Source organism: Paenibacillus ginsengarvi, assembly GCF_003626695.1.
In the GTDB taxonomy this organism is placed as follows: Bacteria; Bacillota; Bacilli; order Paenibacillales; family NBRC-103111; genus Paenibacillus_AB; species Paenibacillus_AB ginsengarvi.
Genome location: NZ_RBAH01000011.1, coordinates 219,271 through 240,340, shown reverse-complemented (window position 1 = coordinate 240,340; position 21,070 = coordinate 219,271). Strand labels below are relative to the sequence as shown.

Below are 21,070 nucleotides of genomic sequence, written 5' to 3'. Positions count from 1 at the left end.
GCTGACTTCGTATTTCCGGGCAAGCACGCCCGTACGAATCCCGGATAGCGCCTCTTGCGCTACCTTATTTCGGACTTCTTCATATACATGATTCCTCTTTTTCACGGCCCTTCACCTCTTGAATATAGTGTACCTGATTTCCTATGGTACTCTCCAATTCAATTAGGGGGCTAAAGAGAAAGAAGCTGAATTCTGCTCTTCTCGGGGGTGTAGCGGAACTTCTTGTTCCGTTATAGAGGGGACTCGCAGGGGAATGCAGCGTTTAGCGGAAGTTTTGGTTCCGTTGCGCATAGGCGTGAATGTCTGCAGCCGCCGTAAGGCATTCGCAGGAGAATTTTCAAACGTCCCCAATCGGTCCCCGAAACAAAGAAACATAACGGGAAAAGAAAAAAGCCTTGCTACGCAAGGCTTTTCGCATGAAGCGGGTGATGGGAATCGAACCCACGCCACCAGCTTGGGAAGCTGGAGTTCTGCCATTGAACTACACCCGCAAGGGCAGAAAGGCAAAATTAATATATCATAAGTGATATACATTTTCAACCATCGCGAACGATTTCGCCGGCGCAAACAAGGAAATACTGGACAAGTATAAGACGAATGACGGGGAAAAAAGCAAAAACGATACCGCCGCAGTGAAATTCTGCTACAATGAAATGGCGAAATCGCAGCCCGAAAAGAGGTGGTCTCCAATCGGAACGTTTGGCATGGACAATGTCGTGTTGTTTCCGAATTCGATCGAATATTACCAGAAGGAGTTAACGAAGCTGCTGGAAGGCGAGCGGTATGCCGAGGCGGCAGACATGCTCCGTTTTTTGCTGCAATGTCAAAGCGACGACCCGCAGTATAAAGAAGAATGGCAATCGCTGCTGAAATGGCTGAACGACGCGTTTCCGGAAACGGCCGTTCCTGCTGCAGGAAAAAAGCCGCGTCATTCTGAAGGTGACGGCGACGAGGACCAGGACCAGGACGACGAGCCGGAGAACGAAGGCGAGCTGTTCAAACGGCATGTTCAGCTCAAGACGGCAAACGATTCGAAATATGCGGAAAAGCTGCTCGACATGCTGTCGCCCCGTTCGCCGGCCGACAAGCAATTGCTGGCGCTTGAGCAGCTAGCCCACGTAGACCGCCGCGTCGTTGCCCAGCCGCTCCGGCAGTGGCTGACCGAAAGCCGTCTTCATCCGCTCGTACAGTTTCGCGGACTGCAAGTGCTCAGACAGATCGGCGAGTCGGGCTTGATTCAAGTGCAGAAGCTCGGGCAAACGCTAACACTGGACATCCGGCAAACGCCGCTTCGCTACGAACAGTTTCCGGACCGGATCCGGGACGTGCTCGTCCGCTGCCGGGAGCGAATGGAGGCCGAAGGGCCGGGGCTGCTGGATATGGCGGAATGCGTTTGGCGCGATTTTATCGGCTTTTTGTACGGGACGACCGTGTACGAGGAGCTTTTGCGGCTTGAGGGAACGGGCGGGGATGTATGGGCGGCCGCTCTGCATTATACGGTGCAGGAGACTTTGTTCGGCGGCGCGGATATAGGGGCGATCACGGCGCTGTATCGCCTTGCGCCGGAGGATTCCAAAGCGCTGGCCAAAGCGCAGCAGATCATGAAGCTTTTCGCGACGGTCGCGGCCCCGGGCGACTCGTAAGCCGCGACTTTGTAAGGCAATAACATTAGAAGATCGAAGGAGCGGAGTGGAACATTTGCATCTGGAACAGCGAAGCGGTCGCCTTTACAATCGGATTCCAACCCGTATAGTTTCCATCCGTGAATCCGATTGTAAGAGCGAGTGTTGATCAAATGTTTCCGCAGCGGCCGTATGTGCAAACACCGTCCTTCATAGCGCTTGCCGCGTTTCGTCAGAGCAAGCTTGAAATGAAGTCCGCTTATGTTATAATATAGTGGTTAAATGGCCATTTGAGAACGTGTGCCTATGGCGACGCAGCCGGGCGTACGTAGGAACCGGCAAAATTTTGGAGGGGAAAGCATAAAATGAAAGCAACTTGGGAAAAAATAGAGAAGAACAAAGGCGTACTTAACGTAGAGGTCGGCGCGGAGCAAGTAGCTGACGCCTTGGACAAAGCGTTCAAAAAAGTAGTCGCAAAAGCGAACATTCCGGGCTTCCGCAAAGGCAAAGTGCCGCGGCAAATTTTCGAAGCAAGATTCGGCATCGAGAGCTTGTACCAGGACGCTTTGGATATTCTTCTTCCGGAAGTTTACGTGCAAGCGGTCGAAGAAGCTGCTATCGAGCCTGTAGATCGCCCGGACGTCGAGATCGAACAGTTCGGCAAAGGACAAGCCCTTATTTTCAAAGCAACCGTTGTAGTCAAACCGGAAGTGCAGCTTGGCGAATACAAAGGTCTTGAAGTGGCAAAGCAGGATAACGCCGTTTCCGAAGAGGAGATCGAGGAAGAGCTGAAGCGTCTGCAGCAGCGTCATGCCGAGCTCGTCGTTCTGGAAGAAGGAACGGCAGAGAAGGGCGACATCGCCGTGATCGATTTCGAAGGCTCCGTAGACGGCGTTCCTTTCGACGGCGGCAAAGCTGAGAAGCATTCCCTCGAGCTTGGCTCCGGCAGCTTCATTCCAGGCTTCGAAGATCAAGTGATCGGCATGGCCAAGGGCGAAGAGAAGGACGTAAATGTTACGTTCCCGGAAGAATACCAATCCGAAGAGCTGAAAGGCAAAGCGGCCGTATTCAAGGTGCTCGTGCACGACATCAAGCGCAAAAACCTGCCTGAGCTGGACGACGAGTTTGCGAAGGACGTCAGCGAGTTCGATACGCTGGAAGAGTTCAAGCAGGACATCTCGAAACGTCTGGAAGAGCGCAAAACGAAAGCGAACGAGCAAGAGCGCGAGTCGGCTGTAGTCGAAAAAGCGGCTGCAGGCGCCGAAGTCGAAATTCCGGACGCGATGATTTCGACGGAAGTCGAACAAATGTATAAAGAGTTCAGCAGCCGTCTCGGCATGCAAGGCATGGATATCAACATGTACTTGCAGTTTACCGGCCAGGACGAAGCGACTGTGAAGCAGCAAATGCGCACGGATGCTGAAAGACGGGTTCGCAATAACCTCGTGATCGAAGCGATTGCCAAAGCCGAGAACATTACGGCGACCGAAGAAGAAATCAACGAAGAGCTGGAGCGTCTGGCTAGCCAGTACCAGCGTTCGGCTGACGAGCTTCGCGCCATCTTGAGCGCTAACGGATCTTTGGATTCGCTGGGCCACGATGTAACCACGAGAAAGACGGTTGCGTTCCTCGTGGAGAACAGCAAAACCGCAGAAGAAGTAGCCTAAGCTTAAATCGATCCGTTCATACGACGAGGCACGTTGTTCTTATAAAGCGTGCCTTTCGTTTACCCTTCGAAGCGATTGGCGCCGCCTCCGGGCAAAAATGACATGCGGCCGCAAACGTGGTAAAATGTAAGGTGAATGTGAAGCCTACCAAAGAAATGAGGGAACGATATGGCCTTGATTCCTATGGTTGTCGAGCAGGAAAGTCGCGGCGAACGGTCGTACGACATCTACTCGCGCCTGTTGAAGGACCGCATTATCTTTTTGGGCAGTGCCATCGACGACGACGTGGCGAATCTGGTCATCGCCCAATTGCTGTTTCTGGCCGCTCAGGATCCGGAGAAGGACATCAGTCTTTACATCAACTCGCCCGGGGGCTCGGTTACGGCCGGGTTGGGCATTTACGATACGATGCAGTTTATCAAGCCCGACGTTTCCACGATTTGCGTCGGCATGGCTGCCAGCATGGGTTCGCTCCTGCTGACGGCAGGCGCCAAGGGCAAGCGGTACGCGCTTCCGAACAGCGAAGTGATGATTCATCAGCCGCTGGGCGGCGTGAGAGGGCAAGCGGCGGATATCAAAATTCACGCCGACTGGATTTTGAAAACAAAGCATAAACTGAATGAGATCTATGTGCATCACACCGGTCAGCCTTACGACAAAATCGAACGGGATACCGATCGGGATAATTTTATGAGTGCCGAACAGGCCGTGGAATATGGGTTGATCGATAAGGTGATCACGCATATTAACCAACAACAATAGGAGGTGATCCTATGTTTAAATTCAACGAAGAAAAAGGACAGCTGAAATGTTCGTTTTGCGGCAAATCCCAGGACCAGGTTCGCAAGCTGGTGGCCGGTCCGGGCGTGTACATCTGCGACGAATGCATCGAGCTTTGCACCGAGATCGTTGAAGAGGAACTGGGCAGCGAAGAAGAACTGGAAATGAAGGACGTGCCGAAGCCGAAAGAGATTCGCGCCATACTCGACCAGTATGTCATCGGTCAGGAGCAAGCGAAGAAATCGCTCTCCGTCGCCGTCTATAATCATTACAAGCGGATCAATTCGCAAAGCAAGCTGGAAGACGTGGAGCTGCAAAAGAGCAATATCGCGCTGATCGGTCCGACAGGCAGCGGGAAAACGCTGCTCGCTCAGACGCTCGCCAAAATTTTGAACGTACCGTTTGCGATCGCTGATGCGACTTCGCTTACGGAAGCCGGCTATGTCGGCGAAGACGTGGAAAATATTTTGCTCAAGCTGATCCAGGCTGCCGACTACGATGTGGAAAAGGCCGAAAAAGGCATCATTTACATCGACGAAATCGACAAAGTGGCGCGCAAGTCGGAAAATCCTTCGATTACCCGCGATGTGTCGGGCGAAGGCGTCCAGCAGGCGCTGCTCAAAATATTGGAAGGCACGGTTGCCTCCGTTCCGCCGCAAGGCGGACGTAAGCATCCGCATCAGGAGTTCATCCAGATCGATACGACGAACATTTTGTTCATCTGCGGCGGCGCCTTTGACGGCATCGAGCAGATCATCAAGCGCCGTATCGGCAAAAAGGTGATCGGCTTCAGCGCCGAAGGTCACAAAACCGATCTGAAGCCGGGCGAATATTTGTCGCTCGTGCTGCCGGAAGATTTGCTCAAGTTCGGTCTCATTCCGGAGTTTGTCGGCCGTTTGCCGGTCGTTTCGACTTTGGAGCCGCTGGACGAACCGGCACTCGTGCGCATTTTGACCGAGCCGAAGAACGCTCTCGTCAAGCAGTACCAAAAGATGCTCGAGATGGATAACGTCTCGCTGGAGTTTACGCCGGAAGCGCTCGACGCGATCGCTAAGGAAGCGATCAAGCGGAATACGGGCGCACGGGGACTGCGGGCGATCATCGAAGGCTTGATGCTGGACGTTATGTTTGAGGTGCCTTCACGCGATGACGTAATCAACTGCGTCGTCACGAAAGAAGTCGTCATGGACAAAATTACGCCCGAGCTGAAAACGAAGGACGGCAAGTCCGCCCCGATCAAAAAAGAAGAAAGCGCGTGACGCGCCTGTTTTTCGGGCTCGCCGCATTTTGTTAAGATCATACAAAACCGACTTCCTCCAATCCGTCCAGGGCCGCGCCAGGCTCCGGACCGGAGCGGAGGATGTTTGGTATCCTGGGAGAGTATAGCCATGTTCCATCGAACCGAAACGAGACCCGTCCGAGTCGGCGATTTGACGATCGGGGGCAGCAACGAAGTCATCATGCAGAGCATGTGCACGACGAAAACGGCGGATGTGAAAGCGACAGTCGCCGAAATTCTTCGGCTCGAGGAAGCGGGCTGCCAGCTCGTGCGCGTCACGGTTAACAATAAGGAAGCGGCGGACGCGATCAAGGAGATCAAAAAGCAGATTCATATCCCGCTCGTTTCCGATATTCACTTCGACTATCGGCTGGCGCTGGCGGCGATCGAAAACGGCATCGACAAAGTGCGGATCAACCCGGGCAACATCGGCCGCAGGGAAAAGGTCGAGGCGGTCGTCAAAGCGTGCAAGGAGCGAGGCATTCCGATTCGGATCGGGGTGAACGCCGGCTCGCTGGAGAAACATCTGCTGGACAAGTACGGCTATCCGACACCGGAAGCGATGGTCGAGAGCGCGCTGTTCCATATCGGCATTCTCGAAGAGCTGGACTTCCACGACATTATCGTTTCCTTGAAAGCATCCGATGTGCCGATGGCGATTGCCGCTTACTCGCAAGCGGCGGAAAAATTCAATTATCCGCTGCATCTCGGCATCACCGAAGCGGGAACCCTGTTTTCCGGCACAGTCAAAAGCGCGGCCGGCCTCGGAACGCTGCTCCATATGGGCATCGGCTCCACGATCCGGATATCGCTCAGCGCCGATCCGGTGGAGGAGATCAAGGCGGCTAGAGAGCTGCTCAAGACGTTCGGGCTCATCACGAACGCGGCAACGCTTGTATCTTGTCCGACATGCGGCCGCCTCGACATCGATCTGTTCTCGGTAGCGAACGAAGTGGAGCAGTATATCGAGAAGCTGAAGGTGCCGATCAAGGTGTCGGTGCTGGGCTGTGCGGTTAACGGTCCGGGCGAGGCGAAGGAGGCGGACATCGGCATTGCCGGCGCCAGAGGCGAGGGCATGCTGTTCCGTTACGGCGAGATGATCCGCAAAGTACCGGAAGCGGAGCTCGTGAACGAGCTGAAAAAAGAAATCGACCACATCGTGGCCGAATTTGAACGTACGGGGAAAATTCCGGGACGCCGGCATTAATCTAGTCAAAAATCATAAACGATTAAATAATCGAGTATAGCGGAGGCGATCGCCTCCGTTATTTGTTTTTGTCCTTCCGGACTCGTCAGCATATTCCGGTCCGAACCATTGCTGATATACCCCATCTCTACGATGACGGTGGGCGAGTTGGTGCGTTTCAGCAAATAAAACGTCTTCCCGACATAAGGCGCGGTATTCGTTCCGTACAGGCCGTTCAGACGGTTCGCGAGCAAATGCGCGGCGATATAACTCGGCATGGCGGATTGGTATAAAAAACCGGGGCCGCGGGCCGCTTTATGTTTAGACCAGTTCGTATGCAGGCTTACTGTCAGCTTGGGCTGCAATACGTCGATAAGCAGCTTGCGCTGCGCCAAGTCGCGCAGGTGGCGGGAACGGGATTTAAGCCAGTCGTTGTCGTCACTAGGGGCGTAATCATGGGTCCGGTTCAGGGCGATGCACAAGCCCGTTTGACGCAGCCGGTCGTACAGCTTCTTGCCGACGGCGAGGTTGATATCTTTCTCAAGCAGATCGCCGTACGACGTTCCCCCGTCAATGCCGCCGTGTCCGACGTCAATCAGCACATCGACCGCTGACATCGACGGCTGGGCGGCGCCGGCATGGGTTATTGGCCCGCCCGGAAGCACCGGAGCGCACAGTAACGCGACCGCGAGAAAAACGGCTATCAGGTTCGGTTTCAACGTAAAACTCCTCCGTTCCTTCAGGGTAGTTATATAGTGACTCAAACATTTTCTTCTCATTCGCCGATTAACGACCGCAGGCAAGGGGAATACTACCATGTATGTGAATGTAAAGCAGTCAGGAGGGTTTCCCTATGAGTCTAAGCATCATCCTCATGGTTATTCAGGTGTTTTTTGCGGTCGTGATCGGATTGTATTTCTGGAACCTGCTGCGCAATCAGCAGACGAACCGCACCGCGGTGGACCGCGAGTCCCGCAAGGAGATGGATAAGCTGCGCAAGCTGCGGTCCATTTCGCTTACGAAGCCGCTGGCGGAGAAAACGCGGCCGACGAGTATGGACGACATCATCGGTCAGAAGGAAGGGCTGAGAGCCCTCAAGGCGGCGCTGTGCGGTCCGAATCCGCAGCACGTCATCATCTACGGTCCGCCGGGAGTCGGGAAGACGGCGGCGGCGCGCGTCGTGCTGGAGGAAGCGAAAAAAAACGCGGCTTCTCCGTTCCGGTTCGACGCCAAGTTCGTTGAGCTCGATGCGACGACCGCCCGCTTCGATGAGCGGGGCATTGCCGATCCGCTGATCGGCTCCGTGCACGATCCGATTTACCAAGGGGCGGGCGCGATGGGCGTGGCGGGCATTCCCCAGCCGAAAGCGGGCGCCGTCACGAAAGCGCATGGAGGCATGCTGTTTATCGACGAAATCGGTGAATTGCATCCGATTCAGATGAATAAATTATTAAAAGTGCTCGAGGACCGTAAAGTGTTTCTGGAGAGCGCCTATTACAATTCGGAAGATATGAACATTCCGGGGTATATCCACGATATTTTTCAAAATGGCTTGCCGGCCGACTTCCGGCTCGTCGGTGCGACTACGCGGACGGCCCAGGAGATTCCGCCCGCGATCCGTTCGCGGTGCATGGAAATCTTTTTCCGCCCGCTGCTGCCGGACGAAATCGCGCAAATCGCGCGTAATGCGATCGTCAAGATCGGCATGAAGGAAAGCGGCGGCGCCATCGAGGTCGTGCAGCGTTATGCGACGAACGGACGGGAAGCGGTCAATATTATCCAGCTGTCCGCAGGCGTAGCGCTTACCGAGCAGCGCAGCGACATCACGGCGGCGGATGTGGAGTGGGTAGTTAACAGCAGCCAGCTTACGCCGCGGCCTGAGCGCAAGGTGCCTGCCGCTCCTCAGATCGGATTTGTCAACGGTCTTGCCGTATACGGGCCGAATATGGGGACGCTGCTCGAGATCGAGGTCACCTGCATCCCGGCGACGGTTCCGAATACGGGCAAGTTTACGATTACCGGCGTCGTCGACGAGGAGGAACTGGGCGGAGGATCGAAAACGCTGCGGCGCAAAAGCATGGCGCGCGGCTCGATCGAGAATGTGCTCACCGTGCTCCGCCGTCTTGGTCTGAATCCTTACGATTACGACCTGCATATTAACTTTCCTGGTGGCATTCCGATCGACGGACCTTCGGCCGGGGTATCGATGGCGACCGCGATCGCATCCGCGATCCGGCAAGTGCCGGTCGACAACAAAATCGCCATGACCGGAGAAGTGAGCATACACGGCAAGGTGAAGCCGGTCGGCGGCGTCGTCGCCAAAGTTGAGGCCGCCTTCCAGGCGGGGGCGACGAAGGTCATTATTCCGAAGGAAAACTGGCAGGAAATATTCGCGGGGCTAAACGGGCTGCAAGTCATCCCGGTCGATACGGTCGAAGAAGTGCTGCGGTGCGCGCTGGGCGACAGCGGCGAAGAACAATCGTTCATCGTCCCGAACGGCGCGGATGTGCTGGTCGCTTCTCCGCTGCCATACTTGCAGGCACGCAAGCCGGAAGAACGATAAGTCGAGCGGTCGGCTACGCCGCCTGCAAGGAGCCTGATTCGGGCTCCAGAAACAATTGGCTTAGCCGATGCTTGCCGCTATGAAGCGTCAATTTTGCCGTATCCCGTTTCAATTGAGCTTCATGGGATACGGCAAATTGGTGTTTTAATCGCAGTTTTGATAAAATGTTTGGGAATGGAAGCCGGGTAAGACGCCGCATCCGTTTTTTTTACACGATTTCAGCATTAATAAGTTTCGGGGTTTCCAGCAAAGGATTTAGAGTAATCGATTCCCCAAAAGCGACGATATTAGGCTCCGCTTTGGGGCATTTCAGGAGGTGCAGGGGGCATGGGTCCGAATAAGCCGAAGGTGCGCCGCTTGCCGCTTATACCGCTCAGGGGGCTGCTTGTGTATCCGAGCAGGACGCTGCATCTGGACGTTGGTCGGGAGAAATCGGTCAAGGCACTGGAACAGGCCATGGTAGACGACGAGATGATTCTCCTCTGCTCGCAGTCGGAGATTAATATTGAAGAGCCGCAGAAGGACGACATTTACCAGGTCGGCACGATCGCCAAAGTACTGCAAAAGTTGTCGCTGCCGAACGGCACGATCCGCGTTCTTGTGGAAGGGGTCATGCGGGCCGAAATCGTCGAATACGGGGCTAATACGGACTATTACGAGGTGACGGTGAAGGAGCTGCCGGATCAGGTCACCACCGATTCGGAGATCGACGCGCTCATGCGCACGCTACTGAGTCAGTTTGAGCATTACATCAATCTGTCCAAAAAGGTGACGCCGGAAACGCTGGCTGCCGTATCCGATATTGACGAGCCGGGACGGCTGGCCGATGTCATTACAAGCCATCTGTCGCTCAAAATCAAGGATAAGCAGGAATTACTCGAAACGATCGTCGTCCGTCAGCGGCTCGAGAAGCTGCTCGCCATTCTGAACAACGAGCGCGAGGTGCTCGAGCTGGAGCGGAAAATTAACCAAAGCGTCAAAAAGCAGATGGAGAAGACGCAGAAGGAATATTTTCTGCGCGAGCAGATGAAGGCGATTCAGAAGGAGCTGGGCGACAAGGAAGGCCGCGCCGGCGAAGCGGAGGAGCTGCGCTCGCAGCTAGAGGAAGCCGGAGTCCCGGACAAGGTTCGGGAAAAAATCGAGAAGGAAATCGACCGTCTCGAGAAAATGCCGGCAACGTCCGCCGAAGGAGCCGTCATCCGCAACTATGTCGACTGGCTGATCGCCCTGCCTTGGTCCAAACGGACCGAGGACGACCTGGATATCAAAAAAGCCGAGGACGTGCTGAACGAGGACCACTACGGCCTCGAGAAGCCGAAGGAGCGCGTGCTCGAATATTTGGCCGTGCAGCAGCTCGTCCAAAAGATGAAAGGCCCGATTCTCTGTCTCGTCGGTCCTCCGGGAGTCGGTAAAACGTCGATCGCCCGCTCGATCGCTCGATCGCTGAACCGCAAATTCATTCGCATCTCGCTCGGCGGCGTCCGGGACGAGGCAGAGATTCGCGGTCACCGGCGCACATACGTCGGGGCAATGCCGGGACGCATCATTCAAGGGCTTAAAAATGCGGGAAGCAACAACCCGGTCATGCTGCTCGACGAAATCGACAAAATGGCGATGGATTTTCGCGGCGACCCGGCTTCCGCGCTGCTTGAAGTACTCGATCCGGAGCAAAACGGAACTTTTAGCGATCATTATATCGAACTGCCTTTTGACCTGTCGAACGTGATGTTCGTGACGACCGCAAACGCCGTGCACAACATTCCGCGGCCGCTGCTTGACCGGATGGAAATGCTGTACATTCCGGGCTATACGGAAATCGAGAAGCTGCAAATCGCGCTCCGCTACTTGCTGCCGAAGCAGATCAAGGATCACGGCCTGACGGAAGATCAGCTTGCGGTGGACGAGGAAACGCTTATGCGGGTCATTCGCGAATATACCCGCGAAGCGGGGGTGCGGGGTCTCGAGCAGCAGATTGCGACGATATGCCGCAAATCGGCTAAGCTCATCGTATCGGGTGATCGCGAAAGCGTGAAGGTCGAGGCGGACAATTTGAAAGATTTCCTCGGTCCGTCCAAGTTCCGAGTGTCGCTCGCCGATCAGGAGGATCAGATCGGGGCGGTGAACGGTCTCGCTTGGACCGAAGTGGGCGGCGATACGCTCGTCATCGAGGTTACGGTTTTGCCCGGAGCCGGCAAGCTGACGCTGACCGGCAAACTGGGCGACGTCATGAAGGAATCCGCTCAGGCGGCCTTCAGCTATACGCGCTCCAAAGCGGGACAGCTCGGTATTCCGGCCGATTTTCACGAGAAGAACGATATCCATATTCATATTCCGGAAGGTGCCATACCGAAGGACGGCCCTTCGGCCGGCATCACGATGGCAACGGCGCTCATATCCGCGCTTACGAACGTTCCGGTGTCCCGGTCGGTCGCCATGACCGGAGAGATCACGCTGCGCGGACGCGTACTGCCGATCGGCGGCTTGAAGGAAAAGTCGCTTGCAGCGCATCGGGCCGGCATCAAGACGATACTGCTGCCGAAGGACAACGAGAAGGATTTAGTGGAAGTACCGGAAACGGTGCGCGAGGAAATGACGTTCATTCCGGTCCATCATATGGATCAGGTATTGGAGCACGCGCTCGTGCGACCGGTATCGGTGTAACGGCAACGAGAAAGAGGGGGAGCCGGATGAAAGTAAATCAGGCGGAATTCGTCATCAGTGCGGTCGGACCTGCGCAATATCCCGAGGACGGCCTGCCGGAAATCGCGCTTGCCGGCCGTTCCAACGTAGGGAAGTCTTCGCTGATCAACAAAATGATCGCCCGCAAAAATCTGGCGCGCACAAGCTCGCAGCCGGGGAAAACGCAGACGCTCAATTTTTATAAAATTAACGAGGAATTGTATTTCGTCGACTTGCCCGGTTACGGGTATGCGAAAGTTTCCATGTCGCAGCGGCAGGAGTGGGGCAAGTTTATCGAATCGTACTTGCTGAAGCGGGATCGGCTGCGCATGGTGATTATGCTGGTCGACGTCAGGCACCCGCCTACGCGCGATGACGCGGCCATGTACGACTGGCTGAAGCATTACGATATTCCGATCTGCATCGTCGCCACGAAGGCCGACAAGGTACCGCGCAGCCGGTGGCAGAAGCACGTGAAGCAGGTCAAGGAGACGCTGCTCGTACGGGCGAACGACAAGGTGGTTTTGTTTTCTTCGGAGACGGGGCTTGGTAAGGATGAGCTATGGGGTCTTATCGCCAATCTGGCCGAACTCCGTCCTGAAGAGGCGAGGTCGGCGGAGGAATCGGATAAGGCGGCGGCGGAACGGGAATAGGAATACCAGCGGCAAAACGGCCGCGACGGAAAACGGGCGAAACAAGTCCGTTTTCTTTTTTTTAGCGGAAATATGTATGGGAATGTGGGAAATTAGCGTGCGAGACGGAGAGATCGCCTTACAGGTATGCAAAGATAACGGCTCGCTGTCATTTTTTTAGAATTTTGCTTATTTTCAGCGAAAAAATAACAGGCATAATGAACTTGGATATAGTATAATTAATTAAGGTAAGATAGAAGGAGCTATCGAATCTTCCGGTTCCGGCCGGCTGATGGCTTCATGTTTTGAAACGAGAGAATCGAGGGATTTTTATGGCTCAGCGGTTAGCGACGGAATATGTCAAAACCTGCTTGACATTAACGGAAGCCGAAATGATCCAGTTTATTCAGCTGTTTAACGGAGAAGACGTATTTATCGAGGCGAAGACGGTGGAAGGCGGCAACCGGGAAATCGTCCTGCGTGACGGCTCCGGCGAGAAAGTGGTGCTTGCGTTCGAACGCAAGGCGGCCCGTTACGTTTGCGAAGGCTCCTGCCGGGTCAGCGACCCGCTGCTCGCAAATTTGATTCGCAAAGCCGTGTCGAGGTTCAAGGGCGATGCGATCGTGAATCGGATTTATCCTGCCTTTACGATGAAGTACGTGTACAAAAGAGGCTCAGTCGTGCAAATTTCAGAGATTGTTTCCGGCAAGCATAAGCTTGTATACGAGTATAAGGATACGGTTCAGCAGTTTGAACAGCTGTTCCGCAAGCAGCATGTCGAACGGCAAATTACCGAGGTGTATACCCGGATCGATGAACTTCTTGACGAAAGAAACCGTATGCATAACTCAAGCGGCACACATAACGTGGATGAACAACTGGCGCGGCTCGCGCACAAATTGTTTGAATTAGAAGCCTAACAGCTTTTCATAACTTGGAAAACACGGAGCCGCGAGGCTCTTTTTTTTGAACATAAAAAAAGTTGAGTTATGGGGTTCATTAGGGGGCGTGACGATGAAATGGTTGAATGTGCTGCGCGAAGGGGCTACCCGGGCGGCGGATAAAGCGCAGAGAACGGTGGAAGTAACAAAGCTGGCAGCGCAAATATCCGGAAAGCGCAGGTTAATCCGCGACGTGCAGCGTCAGATCGGCGCGGCCGTACACGAGGCAAACAAAAGGGGAGACTTCACGGCGGCCCGCCCGGAAGTTACGCTGCTGTCCGCCCATATCGACGGGCTGGAGCGTCAGATTGGCGTCCTTGAGCTGGAGCTTCAGCGGCTGAACCGGGAGAAAACATGTCCGTGCGGCCGGATCGTCCCCTTCTCGGCCCGGTACTGTCCGGACTGCGGCAAACCGTTCGTCATCCGTCCGGAGACGGTAGACGAAGCGCTGGAGGTCGAAGCATCGCTTCACTGTATCCGCTGTGACGCGGAGATGGGCGAGGACGATAAATATTGCTTCCGCTGCGGATCCGACCAAAGCGAGGATGGCGGCGCAAGCGCTCGGATCGAGGAATAAATGCGAATGAGGCATTTATTCAAATCATTTTTGAGTAATCGCTTACAAGTCCCGCTGCGAACGCACCTTTTTGCCGACAGGCACATAATTTGGTGAGGTAGCCGCGGGAGGGCGAAAAGTTAGTTTCTGCCTTTACAAAAAAAACTATTGCATTTCTGGGCAATAGATGTTATTTTTATTCTCGTTGAAAACAATATAGGAACCAGGATTCACTCAGGACATGTAATGTTGCGAGAGAGTATTCCCTCGAGAAGTGAATGACGTAGGTCCTAGCGGATGAAATCCAACAATTTTATTCCTAGGAAGGGGGAACCGAAAGATGGAATATTCAACTTTCGGAAGACACGTTGCTGTTGATACTTGGGGAGCCGACTTTGAGCTGCTGAACAATGCCGAATGGCTGCAAGCTCAAATGGTTGAAGCGGCTGAAGTTTGCGGAGCAACCGTTTTGTCTGTGCAAGCGAAGCAGTTTGAGCCTCAAGGAGCTACTGTGTTGGTTTTGCTTTCGGAAAGCCATATCTCGATTCACACGTATCCTGAGAAAGGATTCGCGGCCCTGGATTGTTACACATGCGGGGAAACGGTTGACCCTCAGGCGGCAATTGATTATTTGGTTTCGGTGCTCAAGCCGGAGCGCACTTATGCGAAGAAGCTCATTCGCGGACTCGGCGAGCTTACGGTAGAAACGCCGGTTATGAACCAAGCAGTACTCTCGAAATAAGAACGAAATGGAAGAGATCGGCACAGGCAAGCAGCCGGTCCATTATACAAATGACGAATGGCCACGGGATTCCGTGGTCATTTGTTTTGCATGCGCACAGCTCCTCGGCACCCTTACTTTAAGGGCTATTTTGCCGGTTCGTCCCATACAATGGAACGGAAAGGGATGGTGCACATGGGACGAAGAGCAAGCCTTAGAAAAGTCGGAATAGGGTTCATGCTGGTGCTGCTAGTCGGCTGGCCGCTGTACCGGATTTACGGTTACTTGAGCGACACAAGGGAAACGCAGGATGCTTCGGTGCTGCTGTACCAGGTTGCCCAGTTTCAGATCGAGCTGCTGAACAGCTCCCTGGCGAAGGTGTCAGGAGCGGGCGATACGGGCGAGCTGGATGCGCTGCGCCTGTCCGCCTATTCCGCCAATTATACGCATGAGAGGCTCGTGCAGGCAGTAGGCGAAGGCAAGCTTGCTCCGCTTCATTCGCTGGAGCAGCTGGTCAGCAGTGTGCTGCGGCTGCAAATAGGCGGCAAACGGGCGCTGCGGCCGGAGGAGAAGGAAGCTCTCGGGCAGGCGGACAAACTGTTCAAAGACATTTACGAGGGCTACGGCAAGCTGCTTTCCAGTGCGGGCAAGCCGATTTCCTCACAAAACGACAAGCTGTCGAAAGTCGACGCCGAGCTGTCGGAACTGCTCAAAAAACGTCTGCTTCGCTGAAGCGCTTTTGCGTGCACGGCCGGCCGGGAGAGACGCTTTTGCCGGCTTGTATGCATACATGCCGTTTCTTCCGATCAAACTAAGGAATGGAGTCGCAAGAGGCGGGAGAAGCGTGTCATGATTTAGTCAAACTTTTGCTCTGTCCGGCTTGTCGAACTGTGGTATAATGGAAACGATTTTTAAGACAGGAAGGAAAGGCAGGTGATCCGCGATGCACATCATTGCAGTAGGCCTTAATTACAGAACGGCTCCCGTCGAAATCCGGGAACAGTTCGCTTTTGACGAAAGATCGATCCCCTTGGCGCTGCAGCAGTTGAAAGATACGAAGAGCATACTGGAATGCGTGATCGTAAGCACCTGCAATCGTACGGAAATTTATGCGGTTGTGGACCGGCTCTATATGTGCGGTCACTACGTCCGCAGCTTTCTCGAATCGTGGTTTGGCATTCCGCGCGAGCGGATGAAGGATTACTTGTACATTCACGAAGATCAGCGGGCGATCGAACATTTGCTGCGGGTGACTTGCGGTCTCGATTCGATGGTCATCGGCGAGACGCAAATTCTCGGGCAAATTCGCGACGCGTTTTTGAACGCACAGCAGCAGAAGGCGACAGGCACGCTGTTTAATATGTTATTCAAGCAAGCGGTCACGCTGGCGAAGCGGGCCCATTCGGAAACGTCGATCGGCGAAAATCCGGTATCGGTCAGCTACGCGGCCGTGGAGCTGGGCAAGCGGATATTCGGCAACTTCGGCGGCAAAACGGTGCTGATCGTCGGCGCCGGCAAAATGAGCGAGCTGACGCTGAGGCATTTGAAAGGCGGCGGAGCGGACAAGGTGGTTGTCGTCAACCGGACGTACGAAAAGGCGGCTGAGCTGGCGGAGAAGGTCGGCGGCATCGCCAGACGGATCGAGCAGCTCGGGGACGAACTGGCCTGTGCGGATATCGTCATCAGCTCCACGGGCGCGCCCGGTTATGTGCTGACCCGTGAAGCGGTGGCTGGGGCGATGCGCGGCCGCCGTTCCAGACCGCTGTTCATGATCGATATTGCCGTCCCTCGCGACATGGATCCGGGCATCGCCCATTTATCGAACGTGTATTTATACGATATCGACGATTTGGAGCTCATCGTGGAAACGAACCTGAACGAGCGCCGGAAGGAAGCGGCGAAAATCGGTGTAATGATCGACAAAGAAATCGAAGCGTTCAACCAGTGGTACAAGCTGCTTGGCGTTAGCCCCGTGATCCGGGCGCTTCAGGACAAAGCAAGCGTCATTCACGAGGAAACGATGGCCAGTCTGCTCAACAAGCTTCCGGAACTCGGCGAACGCGAGGTCAAGCTCATTCACAAATTGTCGAAAAGCATGCTTAACCAGATGATGCGGGACCCGATCATGCGTATCAAGGAACTGGCCGGAGAGCGCAAAGGCGAGGAAGCGATCGGGCTGTTTACGGATATTTTTGGTCTCGATTCATTCCTGGAAGAAGCGGAAGCGAGTCAAGAGTCGAACAAAACGGTCGCCAAAGCGGAAGTATCCGCTCCGAAGCAGGAAGTTTTTCACGCGGAAGAACGCGGAAGGAAACAGCACGCTGCGCTGGCGGCCGGCGAGCTGCTGGCCGGCACCTAGGGGAATGGATTAGATGCCGGCGAAAACTTGGATTTACGATGCGATTTTATATTTATATGCCCTGAGCCTGCTGTTTTCTTTCTCCGACGTGGCGACCAAAAACCGGAGTGCAAAGCGGATGGGAACAGGGCTGCTTGCATTTGTATGGCTGCTGCAATCGGTTTTTATCGTAACGCGGGTGATGGAGCACCGGTACATGCCGATGCTTACAATGTTTGAGGCCTTATTTTTTTATTGTTGGGTTTTAGTAACCGTTTCATTTATGATGAACTGGTTTTTGCGGCTGGATCTGCTCGTATTTCTGGTCAACGTGGTCGGATTCGCCATTTTGGCGCTTAATTTTTTCAGCGATCCGTCCGTCACCCCGATCAGCGAGCAGTGGGAAGCAAAGGACGAGCTGGTGTTCATCCACATTACGCTGGCGATAGGCAGCTATGCCGCTTTCCTTATAGCCGCGCTGCTATCCGGCATGTATCTGTTCATGCACCGGCAGCTCAAAAGCAAACGGTGGTCGGCCGTTATGGGCCGATTCCCGAGCCTGGACAAGATCGAAGGGTATACATACCGGGCGGTGCTGATCGGCATACCGTTATTAATCTTATCGGTCGCGCTGGGCACGGCCAAAATCATGCTGGAGGGCGACGCCCATCTGCTGCTGGATGCAAAGGTGATCAGCTCGCTGCTGAGTCTGGCGGTTTACGCGTTTTATTTGATGCAGCGCCTGTCGGGGAAGCTTCCGGGCTACCTGCTCGCCTTTTGGAATTTGGCCGCGTTTACGATCGTGATCGCCAATTTTTTGCTGTTCAACCTGTATTCCGGATTTCATCAATGGATATGGATGTGAAGCGGCATGTCAACGTATTATCCGGCCATGCTCAAGCTGACCGGCAGCCGTTGTCTGGTCGTGGGCGGCGGGCGTGTGGCGGAGCGTAAAATTGCCGGCTTGCTCGAGGCCGGGGCGGACGTCGTCGTTGTCAGTCCGGAAGTGACAGAGGCGATCGGAGCCTGGGAGATGTCGGGACGGGTAACGGTTTTGCGGAAAAGGTACGCAGGCGGCGAAGACGAAGGCGCTTCGCTCGTTTTCGCGTGCACGGATAGTAGGGAAACGAACCAGCAAGTGCATGCGGATGCGACGCGCCTCGGCAAGCCCGTGAATGTGGCGGATCGGCCCGACCTGTGCTCCTTCGTCGTCCCGGCCGTCTGGAGACGCGGACCGCTCCTCGTAGCCGTATCGACGTCAGGCACGAACCCGATAGCATCCACGCGCATTCGCGACCGGATCGAACAGGCGGTCGGCGATCATATCGATTCGTTTCTGGGGTATGCGGCGGAGTACCGGCAGCGGGTTATCGCTCAGGTGCACGATGCTGAGAGGCGCAAGCGGCTGCTGGCCGAGCTGTTCAGCGACGAGGCGCTCGATCAGGTGCGTGCCGGCCGCTGGGAGGAGCTGAAGCGGCGTATGGAGGCGGTGCTTGACGGCGGATCGCAGTAAGTCGGCCGTACGCCGCTGACGACAAGATCCAACAATCCGAAAGAAGGCGGTAACGGAACATGCGAACGATTACGGTAGGCACGCGGCAGAGCGCTTTGGCGCTGACGCAAACGAATCAGGTCATCGAACGGCTGAAGGAGATAGCCGAAAACGCAGGCATCGCCTGCCGGTTCGAGCTGAAAAAGATCATCACCCGCGGCGATCGCATTCTGGATGTAACGCTGTCGAAAGTCGGGGGCAAGGGGTTATTCGTGAAGGAAATCGAGCAAGCGCTGCTGGACGGCGCCATCGACATGGCGGTTCATAGCATGAAGGACATGCCGTGGGAGCGCCAGGAAGGGCTATCCATAGGCGCGACGCCGCTGAGGGAAGATCCGCGCGACTGTCTCGTTACTCGCGGCAACGTGAGTCTCTCCGAGCTTCCGAGAGGCGCTAGAGTGGGAACGAGCAGCTTGCGCCGCTCCGCGCAATTGCTCGCCTATCGGCCGGATCTGAATGTCGAATCGATTCGCGGCAATATCGATTCGCGGCTGCGCAAGCTTGAGGAGGAAGGGTTCGACGCCATCGTGCTGGCCGCCGCCGGACTGCACCGGATGGGCTGGAAGGACCGCATCTCCGAATATTTGTCGCCCGACATCTGTATCCCGACCGTGGCGCAAGGCGCGCTCGGCATCGAATGCCGCGCGGACGATGCGTTCATGCTGGATTTGCTCGGACGTTTCGAGGATGCGGATACGGCGCTCGCGGTGCGGGCGGAGCGGCAATTTCTCGGCCGTCTGAACGGCGGCTGCCAAATCCCGATCGGCGCTTATGCGGTCGTTAAGGACGATGCCGCAGGCGGGAAGCAGCTGGAGATGACGGCGGTCGTCGGCACGCCGGACGGAAGCCGCCTCATCAAGGAATGGGGGCGCGGCAGCGATCCGATTCAGCTCGGGGATCTGCTGGCGGACAAGATGATCGAACAAGGGGCGGATCGGATAATCGCCGAGCTCGGGGGATGATGAGCGTGAGCAAGGGGAAAGTGTATTTGGTCGGAGCGGGTCCGGGTGACCCGAAGCTGATTACCGTTCGCGGGCTGGAAGCGATCCAGCGAGCCGACGTCGTCGTGTACGACCGTCTGGCAAATCCGCGGCTGCTGAAGCAGATGAAACCGGACGCGGACAAAATTTTCGTCGGCAAGCTGCCCGACAAGCATCTGATTAAGCAAAGCGAAATTAACCAGATGCTCGTCGATTTGGCGCTTCAAGGCAAGACGGTGACCCGGCTCAAGGGCGGCGATCCGAGCGTATTCGGCCGAGTCGGCGAAGAGGCGGAGCTGCTTGCCGAGCATGGCATCGCGTACGAGATCGTGCCGGGCATTACGTCAGCTATCGCCGTTCCGGCTTATGCGGGTATTCCGGTGACCCACCGCGATTTTACTTCCTCGTTCTCGGTTGTTACCGGTCACGAATACCCAAACAAGACGTACTCGAAGGTGAATTGGGACAACCTCGCCCATGCGTCGGGAACGATCATCTTTTTGATGGGTGTCGCGAACATCGACAACATATGCAGCGAGCTGATCGCTCACGGACGCGATCCGGAAACGCCGGCCGCCGTCATCCGGATGGGCACGTGGATGGAGCAGCGTACGGTCACAGGCACCTTGCAAACGATCAGCGGCCTCGTTGCGGAAGCGGGGCTGCAATCGCCGGCGATCATTATCGTCGGCGACGTCGTGAAGCTGAGGGAGAAGCTGGCCTGGTTCGAGAAGCGCCCGCTGTTCGGCAAAAGGGTGCTTGTAACGCGCGCCCGCGAGCAGGCGAGCGATCTGGTGCGGCAAATCGAGGATAACGGCGGCGAAGCGGTCGAATTTCCGGTCATCCGGCTCCGGCAGCCGGAAGCGGAAAGCACGCTCAGGGCGGTAGACGATGCGCTTGGCCGGATGGAGCAGTATGATTGGATTTTGTTTACGAGCGTGAACGGAGTCGAATTTACGTTTCGGCGTTTGGCCGAGCTGCGTCTCGATATTCGTTCGATGCACCGGGCCAAGATCGCGGCCGTCGGCCCGAAAACGCAGGAAGCGCTGCTCGCGCGCGGGCTGGTTGCGGATCTGGTGCCTCACGATACGTTCCAGGCGGAGGCGCTGCTTTCGCTGATGGAGCAGTTTGTGAAGCCCGGCGAGCGCGTGTTGTTCCCGAAAGGCGATCGGGCGCGCCCGGTGCTGGCGGATGGGCTGCGGCACATAGGCGCGGACGTGACCGAAGCGGACGTATACGAAAATACGCTGTCGCTCGAAGACGGCGAGGAAGCGCTGGATATGCTTAGGAGCGGACTTATCCATGCGGTGACCTTTACCAGCTCCTCGACGGTCACGAACTTGCTGGAGGCGCTGAAGCGGCTCGGAGAACCGGACCCGGTTGCTTTGCTCGGCTCGGCCAAGCTGTACGCGATAGGCCCGGTTACGGCGCAGACAGCTGCCGACGCCGGACTGACCGTGCGGGTGACGTCCGGGGAAGCGACGATCGCTTCGCTCGTTCAGGCGCTGGCGGAGGACGATACCGAAGAGCAGGGCTCGGCTTCTTAAACGTTATTTTTGGGTTGAAAGGATGAG

18 protein-coding genes and 1 tRNA gene are annotated in these 21,070 nt (G+C 55.7%); 17 read left to right on the top strand and 2 right to left on the bottom strand.

The genetic code is table 11. From position 1 onward, the window contains the following. Nucleotides 1-420: 420 nt before the first annotated feature. Nucleotides 421-491 (bottom strand) — tRNA-Gly (locus tag D7M11_RS16985). 162 nt (nt 492-653) lie between these two features. Here D7M11_RS16985 and D7M11_RS16980 point away from each other — a divergent pair. The 5 genes from D7M11_RS16980 to ispG all read left to right on the top strand — a co-directional run bounded on the left by D7M11_RS16980 (nt 654) and on the right by ispG (nt 6,555). Beyond that, nucleotides 654-1,643 carry a hypothetical protein gene (locus tag D7M11_RS16980; RefSeq protein ID WP_193556213.1) on the top strand — a complete coding sequence of 330 codons (990 nt, stop codon included), beginning with the start codon at nt 654-656 and terminating at the stop codon, nt 1,641-1,643. A 344-nt stretch (nt 1,644-1,987) separates the two neighbouring features. Continuing rightward, nucleotides 1,988-3,289, top strand: coding sequence for a trigger factor (tig, locus tag D7M11_RS16975; RefSeq protein WP_120748426.1), 1,302 nt, complete (start codon nt 1,988-1,990; stop codon nt 3,287-3,289). A 168-nt stretch (nt 3,290-3,457) separates the two neighbouring features. After that, on the top strand, nt 3,458-4,051 hold the full coding sequence (clpP, locus tag D7M11_RS16970) for an ATP-dependent Clp endopeptidase proteolytic subunit ClpP (protein ID WP_120748425.1): 594 nt from the start codon (nt 3,458-3,460) through the stop codon (nt 4,049-4,051). An 11-nt stretch (nt 4,052-4,062) separates the two neighbouring features. Next, nucleotides 4,063-5,328: an ATP-dependent protease ATP-binding subunit ClpX gene (clpX, locus tag D7M11_RS16965; RefSeq protein ID WP_120748424.1), complete on the top strand. Its 1,266-nt coding sequence runs from the start codon at nt 4,063-4,065 to the stop codon at nt 5,326-5,328. Nucleotides 5,329-5,457: 129 nt separating this feature from the next. Next, nucleotides 5,458-6,555: a flavodoxin-dependent (E)-4-hydroxy-3-methylbut-2-enyl-diphosphate synthase gene (gene ispG, locus D7M11_RS16960; protein ID WP_120748423.1), complete on the top strand. Its 1,098-nt coding sequence runs from the start codon at nt 5,458-5,460 to the stop codon at nt 6,553-6,555. Nucleotides 6,556-6,560: 5 nt separating this feature from the next. Here ispG and D7M11_RS16955 read toward each other — a convergent pair whose 3' ends face one another. Then, nucleotides 6,561-7,253, bottom strand: a complete 693-nt coding sequence (locus D7M11_RS16955) for an N-acetylmuramoyl-L-alanine amidase family protein (RefSeq protein WP_240041152.1) — start codon at nt 7,251-7,253, stop codon at nt 6,561-6,563. Between the two features lie 134 nt (nt 7,254-7,387). On the opposite strand from D7M11_RS16955, the gene lonB reads away from it, so the two are divergent. The 12 genes from lonB (at nt 7,388) to cobA (ending at nt 21,043) form a co-directional block, all read left to right on the top strand. Next, nucleotides 7,388-9,097 (top strand): ATP-dependent protease LonB, encoded by a 1,710-nt coding sequence (gene lonB / locus D7M11_RS16950; protein ID WP_120748421.1) that lies wholly within the window; start codon nt 7,388-7,390, stop codon nt 9,095-9,097. A 327-nt stretch (nt 9,098-9,424) separates the two neighbouring features. Beyond that, nucleotides 9,425-11,758, top strand: a complete 2,334-nt coding sequence (gene lon, locus D7M11_RS16945; protein WP_120748420.1) for an endopeptidase La — start codon at nt 9,425-9,427, stop codon at nt 11,756-11,758. A gap of 26 nt (nt 11,759-11,784) precedes the next feature. Beyond that, a complete protein-coding gene (gene yihA, locus D7M11_RS16940; RefSeq protein ID WP_120748419.1) occupies nt 11,785-12,429 on the top strand; it encodes a ribosome biogenesis GTP-binding protein YihA/YsxC in 645 nt (214 codons plus the stop codon). A 311-nt stretch (nt 12,430-12,740) separates the two neighbouring features. Next, nucleotides 12,741-13,328 carry a non-ribosomal peptide synthetase module gene (locus tag D7M11_RS16935; protein ID WP_120748418.1) on the top strand — a complete coding sequence of 196 codons (588 nt, stop codon included), beginning with the start codon at nt 12,741-12,743 and terminating at the stop codon, nt 13,326-13,328. A gap of 94 nt (nt 13,329-13,422) precedes the next feature. After that, nucleotides 13,423-13,926, top strand: coding sequence for a zinc ribbon domain-containing protein (locus D7M11_RS16930; protein WP_120748417.1), 504 nt, complete (start codon nt 13,423-13,425; stop codon nt 13,924-13,926). A 319-nt stretch (nt 13,927-14,245) separates the two neighbouring features. Next, on the top strand, nt 14,246-14,647 hold the full coding sequence (gene speD / locus D7M11_RS16925) for an adenosylmethionine decarboxylase (RefSeq protein WP_120748416.1): 402 nt from the start codon (nt 14,246-14,248) through the stop codon (nt 14,645-14,647). Nucleotides 14,648-14,821: 174 nt separating this feature from the next. Continuing rightward, a complete protein-coding gene (locus D7M11_RS16920) occupies nt 14,822-15,358 on the top strand; it encodes a hypothetical protein (RefSeq protein ID WP_240041151.1) in 537 nt (178 codons plus the stop codon). A 211-nt stretch (nt 15,359-15,569) separates the two neighbouring features. Beyond that, nucleotides 15,570-16,985, top strand: a complete 1,416-nt coding sequence (gene hemA / locus D7M11_RS16915; RefSeq protein WP_120748414.1) for a glutamyl-tRNA reductase — start codon at nt 15,570-15,572, stop codon at nt 16,983-16,985. Nucleotides 16,986-16,998: 13 nt separating this feature from the next. Continuing rightward, nucleotides 16,999-17,829: a cytochrome C assembly family protein gene (locus tag D7M11_RS16910; protein ID WP_120748413.1), complete on the top strand. Its 831-nt coding sequence runs from the start codon at nt 16,999-17,001 to the stop codon at nt 17,827-17,829. Between the two features lie 6 nt (nt 17,830-17,835). Continuing rightward, on the top strand, nt 17,836-18,477 hold the full coding sequence (locus D7M11_RS16905) for a precorrin-2 dehydrogenase/sirohydrochlorin ferrochelatase family protein (RefSeq protein WP_120748412.1): 642 nt from the start codon (nt 17,836-17,838) through the stop codon (nt 18,475-18,477). A gap of 59 nt (nt 18,478-18,536) precedes the next feature. Further along, nucleotides 18,537-19,478, top strand: a complete 942-nt coding sequence (gene hemC / locus D7M11_RS16900) for a hydroxymethylbilane synthase (RefSeq protein ID WP_120748411.1) — start codon at nt 18,537-18,539, stop codon at nt 19,476-19,478. Beyond that, nucleotides 19,478-21,043 (top strand): uroporphyrinogen-III C-methyltransferase, encoded by a 1,566-nt coding sequence (gene cobA, locus D7M11_RS16895; protein ID WP_193556215.1) that lies wholly within the window; start codon nt 19,478-19,480, stop codon nt 21,041-21,043. Before hemC ends, cobA begins: the two co-directional genes overlap by 1 nt. The last annotated feature ends 27 nt before the right edge of the window (nt 21,044-21,070 follow it).